Genomic DNA, 14,978 nt, shown 5'->3' on the forward strand with positions numbered 1-14,978 from the left:
CCGGTGGCCGGGCCGCCCGGTCACCCCCTCGGCTCGGGTTCCGGGCGCGGGGCGCACGACGTGTCCCGCGCCGGGAGGCGGCCCTCCAGCAGGTACGCCTCCAGGTGGCCGTTGACGCAGGCGTTCGCCCCGCCGCCGACACCGTGCGTCCCGGCGTCCCGCTCGGTCACCAGCACCGACCCCGACAGTCGCCGGCGCAGCTCCAGCGCGCCCTCGTACGGGGTCGCCGCGTCCTCCTCGGCGGCCAGCACCAGCGTCGGCGGCAGCTCGCCCGGCCCGGTGCGCACGTCGAGGGGCCGCTGCCGGGGCGCCCGCCAGTAGGCGCACGGCAGGTTCGTCCACACGTTGTCCCACGTCTCGAACGGCGCCCGGCGCGCCAGCCGCGTGTTGTCCCGGTCCCAGACCTCGAAGTCGGTCGGCCAGGGCGCGTCGTTGCACTCGACGGCCGTGTACACCGCGTTGGAGTTCTCCGCCCCGGCCGCGCCCTCCTCGGTCCGCGTCCCCGCCTGGTCGATCAGCGGCTGCGGGTCGCCCCGCAGATACGCCGACAGCGCCTCGGCGCGGTGCGGCCAGTAGTCGTCGTAGTACCCGGCCTTCAGGAACGCCCCCTGCAACTGCGCGGGCCCCACCGTCCCGCCCGCGGGCTCCGCCGACAGCCGCTCGCTCGCCTCCTCGTAGCTGTTCTGGACCTCCCTCGGCGAGTCCCCGAGCCCGTACACGGCGTGGTGCTCGGCGATCCACTCCTTGAAGTCCGACCAGCGGTCCTCGAACGCCTCCGACTGCTCCAGGTTGTTGCGGTACCAGATCCCCTCGGGGTCGGGGTTCACCACCGAGTCGAACACCATCCGCCGCACCCGCGAGGGGAACAGCTCCGCGTACAGCGCCCCGAGGTACGTGCCGTACGACGCCCCCATGAACGTCAGCCTCTCCTCGCCCAGCGCGGCCCGCACGACCTCCAGGTCCCGGGCGTTGTTGAGCGAGTGGTAGTGCCGCAGGGCGTCCCCGGCCCGTTCGGCGCAGCCGCGCGCGTACGCCTCGGCCTCGGCGGCCCGCTGCTCCTTGAAGGCGTCCGAGGGCTGGGTCGGCGCCGGACGGGGGCCCTTGAAGAAGTCCCCCGGGTCCTGGCACGACAGCGGCGCCGAGGGCGCCACCCCGCGCGGGGCGTACCCGACGAGGTCGTACGCGGCGGCGATCCGCTTCCACTGGGGCACCATGCCGGCCAGCGGGAAGTACAGGCCCGAGGCGCCCGGACCGCCCGGGTTGTAGAGGAGGGCGCCCTGCCCGGGGACCTCGCGCCCGCCGCCTTCCGGGGACTTGTGGGTGGCCCGCACCCGGCTGACGGTCAGCTCGATCCGCTCCCCGTCGGGGCGCGCGTAGTCCAGGGGCACGGTGACCGTGCCGCAGCGCAGGGCGGCCGGCAGTTCCTCCGCCTTCGGGCACCTGCCGAACTCGATGCCGGCCGCCGCCGCGCGCCCGGCGGCCACGGCGGTGCCGCGCGCCTCGGCGGCCCCGGGCCCGCCCGGCGTCCCCTCCGCCGGAGCGGCGGCGAGGGTGGTCAGCAGCAAGATCCCGGCGGCCGAGTAGAGGGCGGCAGCTCGCATCGCGTATCCCTTCGGTGCACGGTGTGACACAAGGGATGTTTGGTGCGCCGGCCCGGCCGGGCAAGCACCGCACGCGGGTGTCGGCGCGCGGTGCCTCCGTACGCCCCCGGCGCGTCAGGCCCGGCGCTCCCAGCGCTCCTCGACGTACCGCTCGCGGTGGGCGAAGGCCGCGCGCAGGTCCGGTTCGCCGATCGCGTGCACACCGCGCACGGCGACGGAGGTCAGGTACGTGCGGTCGTCGGCCGAGCCGTCGGCCTGCCGGACCAGGGAGCCGATCAGCCGCTGCCCGGCCGGGGAGGCCCAGCGGGAGTACGGGTGGGCCTCCATCCGCGTGATGGCGAGGCACCCCAGGGTCAGGGCGAGCGGCAGCGTGAACCACAGGGCGATCAGCGGGCGGGGCTGGTCCGCGGGCAGCGGCAGCGCCAGCGCGGCGGCGCCCAGCGCGCCCACGGCGAGGGCGGCGACCCGCACCCGTTGGACCCCGGCCGCGACACCGCGGGCGTCGTCCGGCACGGCGAGCCCGGCCCGGACCAGCCGGTCGGCCAGTGCGCGCACCGCGTCGGCGGCGGCAGCGCCGGACCGCACCGGCGCTATCCGGGACTGTCCCCCGGGCCCTATCGCCCCTATCACCGACCGTTCCATCTCGTCCCGCCCGCACGGGTCGACGACGGTGGCCCAGCCGGTGTGCGCGAGCAGCAGCCGGCGCTGGCGCGCCATGGAGACCAGCGTCAGGTCGGCGACCCTGCGGGGGCCGCCGGCCAGGAACGCCGCCTCGTACAGCGTCAGCGGGTGCGCACGGTCGACGGCGGGCGGAGCGACGGCCGCCGCTCGGACGGCGGCCAGACACAGCCGCAGGCAGGCCAGGCCGGCGACGGCCCAGGCGAGCAGCAGGAGAAGGACCCAGAACATGCCGTACTTCTATGCCAAAGACTTTCGCCGGCGCCATGCCCTGTTCACATTCCGGGACGCAGTGTTGTGGGGATGTGACGTTCCGTTGGCCCGTCCCGGGCGGACCCGGCCGGTCAGCGGCGCAGCAGCGCCCGCCCGGTCGCACGCGCCCACCGGACCCCGGGGCGCCGCGAGCGCGGCACCGGCCCCTCCCGCTCCAGCCACCACTGCCGCACCTCCCGCCGCACGGCCCCGTCCGGCACCCGACCGTCCCGCAGCAGCCACTCGGCGAAGTCGAGGGCGTCCCGGCGGTAGCCGCCGGTCATCGGCCGCCGCCGGGCGTAGGAGAGGAAAGCCGTCCGGTACCCCGCGCCGAGGAACACCGGCAGCTCGGGCGCGACCTTCGCGACCACGTCCGCCCGCTTCGCGGCCAGCGCCCGGGCCTGCACGCCCAGCCGCACCCGGTCGAACCCCTCGGGCACCGGCGTCCCGGCCACCAGCGCGGACAGCAGCGCGGTCTGATCGAGGGCGAGCCGCTGCCGTACGGCGTCCCCCGCGCCGGTCGCCGCACGGGCGGGACCGGGCCGCGGGGGCGCGGCGGCCCGGCTCCCGACGGCCGGCGCGCCCGTCGCCCGCCCCTTCTCCACGGCGGTGCGGATCGCCGCCACCTCGCCCTCCAGCTCCCCGGCCGCGGGGAAGTTCTCGTCGCGCTCCAGCAGGACCCCGGGCGGGGCCACCCGCGAGGCGAGGTCGGTCAGGATGTCCAGCACCGGCTGCGCGACGGGATGGGCGTGGCTGTCGTGCCACACGCCGTCCCGCTCGAAGCCGCCCGCGACATGGACGTAGGCGATGGCCTCCAGGGGCAGGTCGCCGAGCGCCTCGGCCGGGTCCTCCCCGCGGTTGACGTGGTTGGTGTGCAGGTTCGCCACGTCGATCAGCAGCCGCACCCCCGTCCGGTCGGCCAGCTCGTACAGGAACTGACCCTCCGTCATCTCCTCGCCGGGCCAGGCGAGGAGCGCGGCGATGTTCTCCACCGCGAGCGGCACGGGCAGCGCCTCCTGCGCGATGCGCACGTTCTCGCAGAGCACGTCGAGGGCGTCGCGGGTGCGCGGCACGGGCAGCAGATGCCCCGCCTCCAGCCGTCGCGAGGCGGTCAGCGGCCCGCCCGCGCGGACGAACGCGATGTGCTCGGTCACCAGCGGCGACCCCAGCGCCTCGGCCCGCTCCGCCAGCGCCGCGAGCCGTCCCGGGTCCGGCCGTTCGGCGCCGCCGAGCCCCAGCGAGACGCCGTGCGGCACGACCGTCACCCCGCGCTCGCGCAGCCGGACCAGGGACTCGGGCAGGTGCCCGGGGCAGAGGTTCTCGGACACGGCCTCGACCCAGTCGATGCCGGGCATCCCTTCCACGGCGTCCGCGATCTCCGGACGCCAGCCGATACCGGTGCCCAGTCGTGGCATGCGTTCCATGGTCCGTCCCCCTCCTGCCGGTATGCCGGGGGTATCGCCCACCGCGTCCGGCCCGAACCCCGCAGTGGGCATGTTCAGAGCAACATCTGAGGTTCGGAGGCGGCAGCCGGACGTCAGCGCAGGTCGAGCCGCATCAGCACCCGGGGGTGCCCGGACAGCACCGAGGCGGTGTCGGCGGCGTGGACGAAACCGGCGCGCTCGAAGTTCTTCCGGAGCCCGGCGTACGCCATGGTCAGATCGACCCTGGCCTCCCCGTTGTCCAGCGGATACGCCTCGACCGCCGGGGCCCCCTGGGAGCGGGCGAAGTCGACCGCCCCGGCGATGAGGGCGTGCGAGATCCCCCGCCCGCGGTGACCGGGCCGCACGCGCACGCACCACAGCGACCACACCGGCAGGTCGTCCACGTGCGGGATCTTGCGGCTGCGCGCGTAGGAGGTGTCCGCGCGCGGCGCGACGGCGGCCCATCCGACCGGTTCGTCCCCGTCGTGGGCGAGGACCCCCGGCGGCAAGCCCGTCCGGCACAGCTCGGCGACGTAGGCGCCCCGGGCGGGGCCGCGCAGCTCGTTGTTGAGCTTGGCCGGGAGGCGGTGGCTCAGGCACCAGCAGACGTCGGCCTGCGGGGACTTCGGGCCGAGCACCGCCCGGACGTCCTCGAAGACGGAGGCCGGGCGCACGTCGACGGTCATGGCACCACGATGCCACGCCGCCCGGGCCCGCGCCCGGCCTCCGGTTCCCCGGACCGGCCGGCTACCGCAGCGCCGGGTGGTCCGCCACCACCGTGCAGGACCCCGGCGCGATCTCCGTGTACCCGGCGTCGCGGACCACCGGCAGCCCGCTCGTCGTGAGGGTCCGCCAGTGGTCCGGGCCCGGGGTGCGCACGGCCAGCGGGTAGCCCGCCTCCCGCCAGGCGGTCCGGGCCGCGTCGTCCAGCTCCCACCAGGCGAGCTGTGCCCCGTGCCCCGCCTGGGCCATCGCCTTGCCGGCCGACATGTCCAGGTCCGGGTTCATCCACAGCACCGGCGCGGAGCGGTCGGCGTCGGCCGGGGGCTCCGGGTCGTCGAGGTCGGTGCCCGAGACCTGGAGGCGGGCCAGGTCCTTGGGCCAGCCGTCCAGCGGGACCGGCGGGAAGACCCGTACCTCCGCCGTCTTCCCGGTGACCGTGATGCCGGGCAGGGCCTCGGCCCGCCGCCACTCGGCGCCGCGTGCCCGCCGCACGACCTTGCGGATGCGCGCGTCCTGCCAGTCCCGCATCGCCCGCGCCCACGCGCCGTCGCCGGTGGACCGCTCGTCGCCCAGCATCACCAGCACCGCCCGGGCCGCGGTCTCCAGCGCGTCGGTACGCGGCGGCGGTGCCGCCCGCTCGATGCGGACGACCAGCGGCAGGACGAACTGCGGCGCGAGGTCGCGGTCGCCGGGCTCGGGACGGAAGGGGCTGTCGGGGACGGGGGTCGTCGCGTCGTTGCTCACGGAGACAGTCTGCCAAGCCGCACGGACGCGCGAGCCCGGCCCCCGCTCGCGCGGGTCAGCCCGAGCAGGCCGTCCGCTGGGCCTCCTGCCACTCGCAGCGCGGGCACATGGTGATCCCCTTGTACGACTCGGCGTACTCGGTCGGCTCCCGGCACAGCACGCACTCCGCGTACGGCGGGCCGTCGGCCTTGGGTGGCCGGGTCGCGTCGATCAGGCAGTAGTCGTCGATGCGCAGGTCGTCGTCGCCGCTCATACCTCCAGCGTAGGCCCGTCAGCGGCGGCCGTTCGCGGCGCCGATCAGCTCCGAGACCTTGACGAAGCGGTAGCCCTGCTTCCGTAGCGCCGGGACGATCGTGCGCACCGCCTCCTCGGTGACCGGGGCGGCGCTGCGGGTGCAGTGCATGACGACGACCGACCCCGGCCGGGCCCCGTCCAGCACCTGCCGGGCCACCGCGCCGGCGTCGGTCGCGAAGGCGTCCCCGCTCACCACGTCCCACTGCACGGCGGTGACGCCGGTGGCCCGCAGCGCCTTGAGCGCGGCCTCGTCGTAACAGCCGCCGGGGAAACGGAAGTACGGCATCGCGTCCGGCACCCCGGCCTTCTCGAAGGCCGCGTACGCCCGCTCCACGTCGGCCCGCATCCGGTCCTCGGACACGCTCGGCAGCCCGTAGCAGTCGTCGGTGTAGGCGTAGTGGCTGTAGGAGTGGTTGGCGATCTCGAAGCGCGGGTCCTCGCCGATGGAGCGGGCGGCGTCCGGGTACTCCTCGGCCCACCGGCCGGTCATGAACACCGTGGCCGGCACGTCCAGCTTCCGCAGCGTCGCGATCAGCCCCGGATTGTCGAACCGTTCCCCGGCCGCCGCCCGCGGACCCTGGTCGGCCGTCATGTCGGCGTCGAAGGTGAGGGCGATCGTCCTGCCGGCGGCGCGCGGTCCGTGCTCGAAGACGGGGGTGAGCCCCGCCGGACCGGGCGCGAGGGTGGGCGCGCGGTCCGGGGCGGCCCCGGACGCGGTGGCGGAGGGCGCGGACGGTGCCGGACGGGGCGTCTGTCCGGGCTCGGTGGCCCCGCAGGCGGCGAGGGCGACGGAGGAGGCGGCCAGGGCGCAGAGGGCGACGGCGCGGCGTACAAGAGTGGTCACCGCATGAACGTACGAGCGCGATGTTCGGTTTGTATGACTATGTGGGGTGACGTGCCCGGGAGGTCACCCTCCCGGATCAGGCCCCGTCCCGCGGATCAGATCTCCCGCCGCTCCAGCGGTTTCGTCGCCGGGCCCTGGATCACCTTGCCGTCGGTGTCGAAGCGGGAACCGTGGCAGGGGCACTCCCATGCCTTCTCGGCGGCGTTGAACGCGACCAGGCAACCGAGGTGGGTGCAGCGCGACGACACGGCGTGCAGCGCCCCCGCCTCGTCCCGGTAGACGGCGAGCCGGTCGCCGCCCACCCGGACCAGGGCGCCCTCGCCGGGCGGCAGGGCGTCCACGGGCGGCGTGGGCCGCAGGCGGTCGCCGACGAAGTGGCGGGCGACCTCGGCCTGCGTCTTGAGGAACGACGGCGCCTCGCGCACCGCCGTGCGCAGCCGCCGAGGGTCGTACAGGCCGCTCCACGCGCACTCCTCGCCGGTGATCTGCGCGGTGAGCAGCCGGCCCGCCATCATGCCGCCGCTCAGCCCCCAGCCGCCGAAGCCGGTGGCGACGTACGTGTGCCGGGCGCCGGGGTGCAGCGGGCCCACCATCGGGACGGTGTCGGTCGGGTCGATGTCCTGGGTGGCCCAGGCGTAGGTGAGGTCGACGCCGGGGAAGTGCTCGCGGGTCCAGGCGGACAGCCGGTCGAAGCGCTCCCGGGTGTCGCCCGTGCCCGGGGTGAAGTGCTCCCCGGTGACGATGAGCAGCCGGCGGCCGGCCTCGTCCAGGGGCGCCGTACGGACCGAACGGGTGTTCTCGTCCGGCGTGATGTACATGCCGTCGACGTCGCGGTCCGCCTCGATGCTCCCGGCGACGACCAGTTCGCGGCGCGGGGAGAGACGGGCGAAGAGCAGGGCCCGGTCGAAGATCGGGTAGTGGGTGGCGACCACGACGTCCCGGGCGGTGACCGTCGCCCCCGACGCCGTCGACACCCGGCACGGCTCGCCCTCGTCCAGGCCGTGCACCGTGGTGCCCTCGAAGATCCGCCCGCCGTGCGCCTCCAGGTCCTCGGCGAGGGCCAGCAGGTACTTGCGCGGGTGGAACTGGACCTGCCCGGTGACCTTGACCGCGCCCGCGACCGGGAACGGCAGCCCCGTCGTGGTCACGAACGACGCCGGCAGCCCCGCCTCCTTCGCGGCGGCCGCCTCGGCCCGCACCTCGTCGACCCGCTCGGGGTCGCCGACGTACGTGTACGCGTCCCGTGTCTCCCAGTCGCAGTCGATGCCCAGCTCGGCCACGATCCCGGCGGCGTGCTCGATCGCCTCGGACTGCGAGCGGGCGTAGAGCCGGGCGCCCTCGGGGCCCCGGGTGCGGCGCAGCTTGTCGTAGACCAGCGAGTGCAGCGCGGTCAGCTTGGCGCTGGTGTGCCCGGTGACCCCGGCGGCGATCCGTCCGGCCTCCAGCACCGCCACGCTGCGCCCGGCCCGCGCCAGCTCCCAGGCCGTGCTGAGCCCGGCGACGCCCGCGCCGATCACGGCGACGTCGACGTCGAGATCCTCCGCGAGTGCGGGGCGCGGCGCGCCGCCCGGTGCCGTCTGAAGCCAGTAGGAGCCGTTGACCTGCGCGTTCTCCGTCATGCGGAGTCGAGTACCCACAGGCCGGGGCTTCAGTGACCGGGCGGCGCGCCCGGGGTCACCCGCGCCAGGGGCCGGTCACCGCGAAGGTGGTCCCGGGCGTGTAGCAGTTGACGTACATGGTGTCCCCGTCGGGCGAGAAGGTCACCCCGGCGAACTCACCCCACTCGGGCTCCTCCTCCGTCCCGATGTTCTGGGCGCCGCGGGCCATCGCGTAGACCTCGCCGCGCCGGGTGACGCCGTAGACGTGCTGGGCGCCGTTGCCGTCCTCGCAGACCATGAGGCCGCCGCTGGGTGCCAGGCAGATGTTGTCCGGGGACTCGCCCGGCAGTCGCACGTCGGTGTCCGGACCGAAGACGATCACCAGGGTGAGCCGGCGCCGCTCGGGGTCGTAGCGCCAGATCTGCCCGTAGTGGTCGGCCGCCGAGCCCTCCGCGCTGCGGGCGAAGGAGGACACGAAGTAGACGCTGCGCCCGCCCCAGTAGCAGCCCTCCAGCTTCTGCGCGTGGGTGATGCCGCCCCGGCCGAAGTCCTGGAACCGGATCGGGGTCTCGGCGGCCAGCGGGTCGGGTACGTCCACCCACTCGACGCCGTCGAAGGACGCGCCGGTCTCCTGGATCGAGGAGAGGTCCGGCACGCCCGGCACCCGCATCGCCTGGAGCCGGCCGCCCGCCCGCAGCGAGCCCGTTCCGCCCAGCGGCTTCTCGGGCAGGAAGCGGTAGAAGAGGCCGAACGGCCGCTCGAAGGCGTCCTCGGTCTCGTAGACGACGCCCCGGCGCGGGTCCACGGCGATCGCCTCGTGCTGGAAGCGGCCCATCGCGGTCAGCGGTACGGCGCCGGTGCGGTGCGGGTCCACCGGGTCGACCTCGAAGATGAAGCCGTGGTCCTTGGTGTAGCCGTTGGTGCCGGCCTTGTCCTCGGTCTCCTCGCAGGTCAGCCAGGTGTGCCAGGGGGTGGGCCCGCCCGCGCAGTTGACGGCCGTACCGGCGATCGCGACCCGTTCGTCGCGGACGTGGTTGCGGTGGTCCAGGGTGAGGGCGGTGCAGCCGCCCTTGCCCTCCGGGTCGTACGTCAGCCCCTTCACCGTGGGCACGGGGACCCGGCCGTCGGCGCGGTTCTCGTGGTTGCGCACGAGGTGGACGCGGCCGTGTCTGCCCGGGAAGGCGGACATGCCGTCGTGGTTGGACGGGACCGGGCCCTCGCCCGAGCGCAGCTGGTCCCCCTCCCGGGACAGGACGCGGTAGCGGAACCCCCGGGGCAGGTCCAGCAGCCCGTCGGGGTCGGGGACCAGGGGGCCGTATCCGGCGTGGCCCAGGGACTGCGCGGCGGCGGTGCCGGCGAAGAGTTCGGAGAGGGCTCCGGTGAAGGCGATGCCTGCGCCCAGGGCCCCGCTGCGGGCTAGTACCTGGCGTCGAGTCGCCGGACGGCTGGAGATGGACATGGGGTGACCTTCCTGCTGGCGGACAGGACTGTGACCCGCTGTGTCTATCACCTGGCACGTTTCCCGGGAACCATGCGCGCTACACGCGTCACGTGGCGGCCGGCCGCTCAGGGGTGGGGCCGGCCGGCACCCGCTGCGGGTTCTCCAGGAACCGCAGCAGCTCCACCGGGAACGGCAGTACCAGGGTCGAGTTCTTCTCGGCGGCCACCGCCACCACCGTCTGCAGCAGCCGCAGTTGCAGCGCGGCCGGGGTCTCGGACATCTCCCGGGCGGCCTCGGCGAGCACCTTGGACGCCTGGCGCTCGGCATCGGCGTTGATGACCCGGGCCCGCCGCTCGCGGTCGGCCTCGGCCTGCCGGGCCATCGAGCGTTTCATGGTCTCGGGCAGCGACACGTCCTTGATCTCTACACGGTCGATCTGCACGCCCCAGCCGACGGCGGGGCTGTCGATCATCAGCTCCAGGCCCTGGTTCAGCTTCTCCCGGTTGGACAGCAGGTCGTCCAGGTCGCTCTTGCCGATGATCGACCGCAGCGACGTCTGCGCCATCTGGGACACGGCGAACTTGTAGTCCTCGACGCGGATGAGCGCGTTGGCGGCGTCGACCACCTTGAAGTAGACGACCGCGTCCACGCGGACGGTCACGTTGTCCCGGGTGATGCCTTCCTGGGCGGGCACCGGCAGCGTCACGATCTGCATGTTGACCTTGTGCAGCCGGTCCACCACGGGAACGATCAGGGTGAAGCCGGGCTGCCGCACCTCACCGGTGAGCCGGCCGAGCCGGAGGACGACCCCGCGCTCGTACTGCTTGACGATCCGCGCCGCCGACGCGAAGTACAGCACCCCGGCGCTCCCGGCGGCGGCAGCCGCAGTCAGCAGCTCCTGGAGCATGGCGACCTCCTCGCACTGAGGACTGAGGACCGATTCGCCCACTCCTGTCACGATATGCCGGAGGCCCGGCCCGAGGCCATGCCCCGGACCGGACCTCCGCAGGTCGACGAGGTGCCGACCATCACCGACGCACGCCGACCTGTGCCGACGGGCCTACACCGCCGCCGTCGCCGGTTCGGTGACCTTCACCGGGTCCGTGCCGGCGGAGCTGTGCCGTTCGGCCCAGTTCTCCAGCGCGGTGCGGCAGGCGTGGTCCAGGTGGTGCAGCCCGGACAGGTCCAGCTCGACCGGCCGGTCCTGCGGCAGCGCCTCCAGGCTCTCCAGGATCTTCGGCAGCCGGAGGAAGGTCGCGTTGCCCGTCAGGTGCGCCTGGATCGGGCCGGCGCCCTTGTCGACGATCTCCAGCTTGAGGTGCGAGGCCTCCCAGGCGGTCTTGACCACGGACAGGGCCAGACCGATCAGCACGCCCTCGAACATGTTCACCGCGACGATGGACACCGCCGTGACCACCAGGATCAGCGCCTCGCCCCGGTGATCGCGCCACAGCGGCACGATGCTGCGGAACGGGATCAGCTTCCAGCCCGCGTGGACCAGGATGCCCGCCAGCGCGGGCAGCGGGATCAGGGCCAGCACGGACGGCAGCAGCGCCGCGAACAGCAGCAGCCACACCCCGTGCATCACCCGGGACGCCTTGGTGCGCGCGCCCGCGCTCACATTGGCGGAGCTGCGCACGATGACCGCGGTCATCGGCAGCGCGCCGAGGACGCCGCACACCGTGTTGCCGGCGCCCTGCGCCATCAGCTCCTTGTTGTACTCGGTGCGGGGGCCCTTGTGGAGCCGGTCCACCGCCGCGGCGCTGAACAGGCTCTCCGCCGAGGCGATCAGCGTGAAGGCGACGATCGTGCCCAGCAGGCCCACGTTCGCCAGCTCGCCGAAGGCGTCGGCGCCGGGCGGCTGGATCACGTCCAGCAGGCCGCTCACCTCGACGGTCGCCACCGACAGTCCGAACGCCGCCGTGACGGCCGTGGCCAGGCCGACCGCGGCCAGCGCGCCCGGCACGGTCTGCGCCGCCTTCGGCAGCCGCTTCCACAGCACCATCACCGCGACGGTGCCCGCGCCGAGGGCGAGCGAGGTCAGCGCCTCGGTGCTGCCCAGCGCGTCGGCGGCGGCCCCGGGCAGCCCGATGAGCTTGTCGACGCCGGAGGAGGGCGCCTCCAGCCCGGCCGCCGAGTAGAGCTGGCCGGCGATGAGCACCAGGCCGATGCCGGCCAGCATGCCCTCGACGACCGACAGGGAGATCGCCCGGAACCAGCGCCCGAGTTTCAGGGCGCCCATCGCGAGCTGGATCAGACCGGTGGCCAGCACGATCACGCCGAGTGCGGCCAGTCCGTAGGAGTCGACCGCGCCGAAGACCAGCACGGTCAGGCCGGCGGCCGGACCGGACACCTGGAGGCTGCTGCCCGGCAGGAGTCCGGTCACCAGGCCGCCCACGATGCCCGTGACCAGGCCGAGTTCGGCCGGGACACCGGAGGCGACGGCCACCCCCACGCACAGCGGGAGGGCGACCAGGAAGACGACGAGCGAGGCGGTGAAGTCCTGCCGCAGATGCGGGAACTTGCGGGATATCGAGGTCATCGCGGCGCTCACAGCGTCTCGAACGTGTCGGTGTCCGCCCGGTGTTCGCGTACGACCCCGGTGTGGACCTCGTAGTACCAGCCGTGCATCCGCAGCCGGCCCTCCGTCAGCCGCCGCTCCACACACGGGTAGGAGCGCAGGCGCAGCAGCTGCGACAGGACGTGGTGCTGGACGGCCTCGGCGACCGTGGGGTCGGCGGGGTCGCAGGGCTTCGGCTCGTCCGCGGCCTCGGCCAGCCAGTCGCGGACGGCGGGTACGGCGGTCAGGTCGTCCCCGCGCACCAGGGCGCCGACGGCGCCGCAGTGCGAGTGGCCGCAGACCACGATGTCGGTGACGCCGAGGACCTCGACGGCGTACTCGATCGTGGCCGCCTCGCCGGAGGGGCGCCCGGCGCCGTGCGGCGGGACGATGTTGCCGGCGGTGCGCAGCTCGAAGAGCTGGCCGGGCCGGGCCCCGGTGATCAGGGCCGGTACGACCCGGGAGTCGGAGCAGGTGATGAACAGGACTTCGGGCGACTGGCCTTCGGCGTGCCCGGCGAACTCCTCAGGGCGCTGTCCGAACGTGCGGGCGTTGTCGATGAGGGGCTGCATGATGCGGTGGTTCCTCCTGGCGCGCCGTGGGGGCGCGTCGGACGGTCGGGACAGAGGTGGGGGATGTGCCGGCCGGTCTCTCAGCAGCGGAAGACCTGGAGGGTCGCGGGGGAGTGGTCCGCCGCCGGTCTCGAGGGGTGCCCGGCGCCGCGCCCGGGGTCGACGGGTTCGGGTACCGCCGGCACCGCGTGTCGGTGCAGCGCGCGCTGAGGGGTGTCGGGCTGGGGCGCGGCGGTGCCGCGGTGACGGTCGCGGACGCGCGGGGCGGTGGTCGGATCGCCCGTGCGGCCGCCCTCGTGGCAGGTGGCGGTCTCGTCGTGCGGCGCCAGGCCCGAGGCGGGGTCTCCGGGGCGGGCGTGGGCCACGGCATCACCGCTCGTATGCGCGGATGCGAAGGATGCGGCGGGAGTGAAGAACTGGAGCGCGAACAGGACGGCGGCGAGGATCGGAACCACGGTCCGGGCCGTCGTGCCTCGGAACATGCGCCCCCTTCCAGGCATTTCCTGCCGCTGGTATATGCCGGGACACAGGTCAACGCCCGGCAAAAGCATGGTCAACGCGCGGTCAAGAAACACGTTAACCCTGCAAAGGACTTTGCAGGGTTAACGTGGCGTTACGGGCCGGGAAGAGCCTCAAAATGGCGGGTTGGTTGGCGGGAACCGACCGTTCCTCAGGGGGTGTCGACCAGTCGGGCCGCGTCCCGGGCGAGCGCGGTGAGGCGGGAGATCGCCCGGAAGTACTTCTTGCGGTACCCGCCCTTCAGCATCTCCTCGCCGAAGAGCCGGTCGAAGGGCAGCCCGGAGGCGAGCACGGGCACCTCGCGGTCGTAGAGCCGGTCGGCGAGGACGACCAGGCGCAGCGCCGTCGACTGGTCGGGCACCGGGCGCACGCCGGTCAGGCAGACGGCGGCGAGGCCGTCGGTCAGGGCGCCGTAGCGGCTGGGGTGGACGCGGGCGAGGTGGTCCAGGAGGGCCGGGAAGTCGTCCAGCGAGGCGCCCTCGGTGGCCCGTGCCGCGCGGGTGACCTGCTCGTCGGAGTAGGGGGCCGGTGCCTCGGGCAGGCCGCGGTGGCGGTAGTCCTCGCCGTCGATGCGCAGGGTGCGGAAGTGGGCGGACAGGCCCTGGATCTCGCGCAGGAAGTCGGCGGCGGCGAAGCGTCCCTCGCCGAGCTTGCCCGGCAGCGTGTTGGAGGTGGCGGCGAGCGCGACGCCGGCCTCGACGAGCCGGGCGAGCAGGCTGGAGACCAGGACGGTGTCGCCGGGGTCGTCCAGCTCGAACTCGTCGATGCACAGCAGGCGGTGGTCGGAGAGGGTACGCACGGTCTGCTGGAAGCCGAGGGCGCCCACGAGGTTGGTCAGCTCCACGAAGGTGCCGAACGCCTTGCGCTCCGGCTCCGCCGGGGTGGCGTGCCACAGGGAGGCCAGCAGGTGGGTCTTGCCGACGCCGTAACCGCCGTCGAGGTAGACGCCGCGGGGGCCGGCGGGGGCCTTCGGGGCCTTGCTCCGGCCGAAGCCGAGGAAGCCGCGCTTGCCGGTGGCGGCGGGGCTCGCGCCCAGTCCGGTCGCGAACTCCTCCAGGACCCGTACGGCCTCGCTCTGGCTGGGCTGGTTCGGGTCCGGGATGTACGTGCTGAAGCGGACCGAGTCGAAGCGGGGCGGGGGCACCATCTCGGCGACCAGGCGCTCCGCGGGGACGTGGGGCTCGCGGGCGCACAGGGAGAGCGGGGCGGAGGCCGTCCCGGCTATCGGGGCGGGGCCGGGGGCGGCGGAACCGGAGGAGGGGGAGGAGGACGACACGGTGGTCCATGGTAGGGCCTGCGCGGAGGGGGCGGCTTCGGTGCGGTGCGGGGTGGGGCGGTGCGGGGCGGGGGTGCCTGTCTCGGCAGGGGTGGCCGGGGCAGGGGGGCGGCCGTCTCGGCCCGGGTGGCCGGGGCAGGGGGGCCGTTTCGGTGTGGGGCGGGCCGGGGCGGAGGGGGGCGGCTTCGACGAGGGTCGGGCCGGAGCGGGGGCCGGCGTGCCCGGGCCGGGTGGTGCCGCGTGGTGGTCCGGGGCGTGCGGGCCGGGTGGTGCCGCGTGGTGGTCCGGGGTGTGCGGGCCGGGCGGGGGTGGGTGGCGCGGTCCGGCGCTCGCGGGGGGCCGCCGCGCCCGCCCGTGCCCGTCCGCCGCCCGGCGGCACGAGGCTCGCGATCACGGGGAGCGCGCTCTGGGCTAACGCCCCCGCCCCTGCGCCCGCCCCCGCCCCCGCGTGA

General features: G+C 74.6%; 14 protein-coding genes. All 14 read right to left on the bottom strand.

Annotation, left to right across the window (positions count from 1 at the left end; translation table 11 throughout):
* Positions 1-20: 20 nt before the first annotated feature.
* The 14 genes from ACFZP7_RS26690 to zapE all read right to left on the bottom strand — a co-directional run bounded on the left by ACFZP7_RS26690 (position 21) and on the right by zapE (position 14,526).
* A complete protein-coding gene (locus ACFZP7_RS26690; RefSeq protein ID WP_385636199.1) occupies positions 21-1,601 on the bottom strand; it encodes an alpha/beta hydrolase in 1,581 nt (526 codons plus the stop codon).
* A gap of 114 nt (positions 1,602-1,715) precedes the next feature.
* Positions 1,716-2,510, bottom strand: coding sequence for a TIGR04222 domain-containing membrane protein (locus ACFZP7_RS26695; RefSeq protein ID WP_031015672.1), 795 nt, complete (start codon positions 2,508-2,510; stop codon positions 1,716-1,718).
* Positions 2,511-2,623: 113 nt separating this feature from the next.
* Entirely contained in the window at positions 2,624-3,946 is a 1,323-nt protein-coding gene (locus ACFZP7_RS26700; RefSeq protein WP_385636201.1) for a DUF692 domain-containing protein, read from the bottom strand.
* 122 nt (positions 3,947-4,068) lie between these two features.
* Positions 4,069-4,641 (bottom strand): GNAT family N-acetyltransferase, encoded by a 573-nt coding sequence (locus tag ACFZP7_RS26705; RefSeq protein WP_385636204.1) that lies wholly within the window; start codon positions 4,639-4,641, stop codon positions 4,069-4,071.
* A gap of 61 nt (positions 4,642-4,702) precedes the next feature.
* On the bottom strand, positions 4,703-5,422 hold the full coding sequence (locus tag ACFZP7_RS26710; RefSeq protein WP_030974699.1) for a peptidyl-tRNA hydrolase: 720 nt from the start codon (positions 5,420-5,422) through the stop codon (positions 4,703-4,705).
* 55 nt (positions 5,423-5,477) lie between these two features.
* Positions 5,478-5,675 (bottom strand): hypothetical protein, encoded by a 198-nt coding sequence (locus tag ACFZP7_RS26715; RefSeq protein WP_019325984.1) that lies wholly within the window; start codon positions 5,673-5,675, stop codon positions 5,478-5,480.
* A gap of 18 nt (positions 5,676-5,693) precedes the next feature.
* Positions 5,694-6,560, bottom strand: a complete 867-nt coding sequence (locus ACFZP7_RS26720; protein ID WP_030974702.1) for a polysaccharide deacetylase family protein — start codon at positions 6,558-6,560, stop codon at positions 5,694-5,696.
* 95 nt (positions 6,561-6,655) lie between these two features.
* Positions 6,656-8,179, bottom strand: a complete 1,524-nt coding sequence (locus ACFZP7_RS26725) for an FAD-dependent oxidoreductase (protein ID WP_385636206.1) — start codon at positions 8,177-8,179, stop codon at positions 6,656-6,658.
* Between the two features lie 55 nt (positions 8,180-8,234).
* Positions 8,235-9,617 (bottom strand): PhoX family protein, encoded by a 1,383-nt coding sequence (locus tag ACFZP7_RS26730; RefSeq protein ID WP_019325987.1) that lies wholly within the window; start codon positions 9,615-9,617, stop codon positions 8,235-8,237.
* Positions 9,618-9,705: 88 nt separating this feature from the next.
* On the bottom strand, positions 9,706-10,506 hold the full coding sequence (locus ACFZP7_RS26735; protein ID WP_270892000.1) for a slipin family protein: 801 nt from the start codon (positions 10,504-10,506) through the stop codon (positions 9,706-9,708).
* Positions 10,507-10,659: 153 nt separating this feature from the next.
* Positions 10,660-12,141: a SulP family inorganic anion transporter gene (locus ACFZP7_RS26740; protein WP_046248381.1), complete on the bottom strand. Its 1,482-nt coding sequence runs from the start codon at positions 12,139-12,141 to the stop codon at positions 10,660-10,662.
* 8 nt (positions 12,142-12,149) lie between these two features.
* A complete protein-coding gene (locus tag ACFZP7_RS26745) occupies positions 12,150-12,731 on the bottom strand; it encodes a carbonic anhydrase (protein ID WP_046248382.1) in 582 nt (193 codons plus the stop codon).
* A gap of 80 nt (positions 12,732-12,811) precedes the next feature.
* Positions 12,812-13,213, bottom strand: coding sequence for a hypothetical protein (locus ACFZP7_RS26750; protein ID WP_385636209.1), 402 nt, complete (start codon positions 13,211-13,213; stop codon positions 12,812-12,814).
* A gap of 188 nt (positions 13,214-13,401) precedes the next feature.
* Positions 13,402-14,526, bottom strand: coding sequence for a cell division protein ZapE (gene zapE, locus ACFZP7_RS26755; RefSeq protein WP_385636211.1), 1,125 nt, complete (start codon positions 14,524-14,526; stop codon positions 13,402-13,404).
* Positions 14,527-14,978 lie beyond the last annotated feature (452 nt).

Origin of the sequence: Streptomyces sp. SudanB5_2050, assembly GCF_964272335.1 — a bacterium.
Classification (GTDB): Bacteria; Actinomycetota; Actinomycetes; order Streptomycetales; family Streptomycetaceae; genus Streptomyces; species Streptomyces rochei.

What these genes read in the sequence shown, in the direction of transcription:
- ACFZP7_RS26690 (WP_385636199.1), bottom strand. Translation starts at nt 1,601, where the DNA reads ATGCGAGCTGCCGCCCTCTACTCGGCCGCCGGGATCTTGCTGCTGACC.
- ACFZP7_RS26695 (WP_031015672.1), bottom strand. Translation starts at nt 2,510, where the DNA reads ATGTTCTGGGTCCTTCTCCTGCTGCTCGCCTGGGCCGTCGCCGGCCTG.
- ACFZP7_RS26700 (WP_385636201.1), bottom strand. Translation starts at nt 3,946, where the DNA reads ATGCCACGACTGGGCACCGGTATCGGCTGGCGTCCGGAGATCGCGGAC.
- ACFZP7_RS26705 (WP_385636204.1), bottom strand. Translation starts at nt 4,641, where the DNA reads ATGACCGTCGACGTGCGCCCGGCCTCCGTCTTCGAGGACGTCCGGGCG.
- ACFZP7_RS26715 (WP_019325984.1), bottom strand. Translation starts at nt 5,675, where the DNA reads ATGAGCGGCGACGACGACCTGCGCATCGACGACTACTGCCTGATCGAC.
- ACFZP7_RS26725 (WP_385636206.1), bottom strand. Translation starts at nt 8,179, where the DNA reads ATGACGGAGAACGCGCAGGTCAACGGCTCCTACTGGCTTCAGACGGCA.
- ACFZP7_RS26730 (WP_019325987.1), bottom strand. Translation starts at nt 9,617, where the DNA reads ATGTCCATCTCCAGCCGTCCGGCGACTCGACGCCAGGTACTAGCCCGC.
- ACFZP7_RS26735 (WP_270892000.1), bottom strand. Translation starts at nt 10,506, where the DNA reads ATGCTCCAGGAGCTGCTGACTGCGGCTGCCGCCGCCGGGAGCGCCGGG.
- ACFZP7_RS26740 (WP_046248381.1), bottom strand. Translation starts at nt 12,141, where the DNA reads ATGACCTCGATATCCCGCAAGTTCCCGCATCTGCGGCAGGACTTCACC.
- ACFZP7_RS26745 (WP_046248382.1), bottom strand. Translation starts at nt 12,731, where the DNA reads ATGCAGCCCCTCATCGACAACGCCCGCACGTTCGGACAGCGCCCTGAG.
- ACFZP7_RS26750 (WP_385636209.1), bottom strand. Translation starts at nt 13,213, where the DNA reads ATGTTCCGAGGCACGACGGCCCGGACCGTGGTTCCGATCCTCGCCGCC.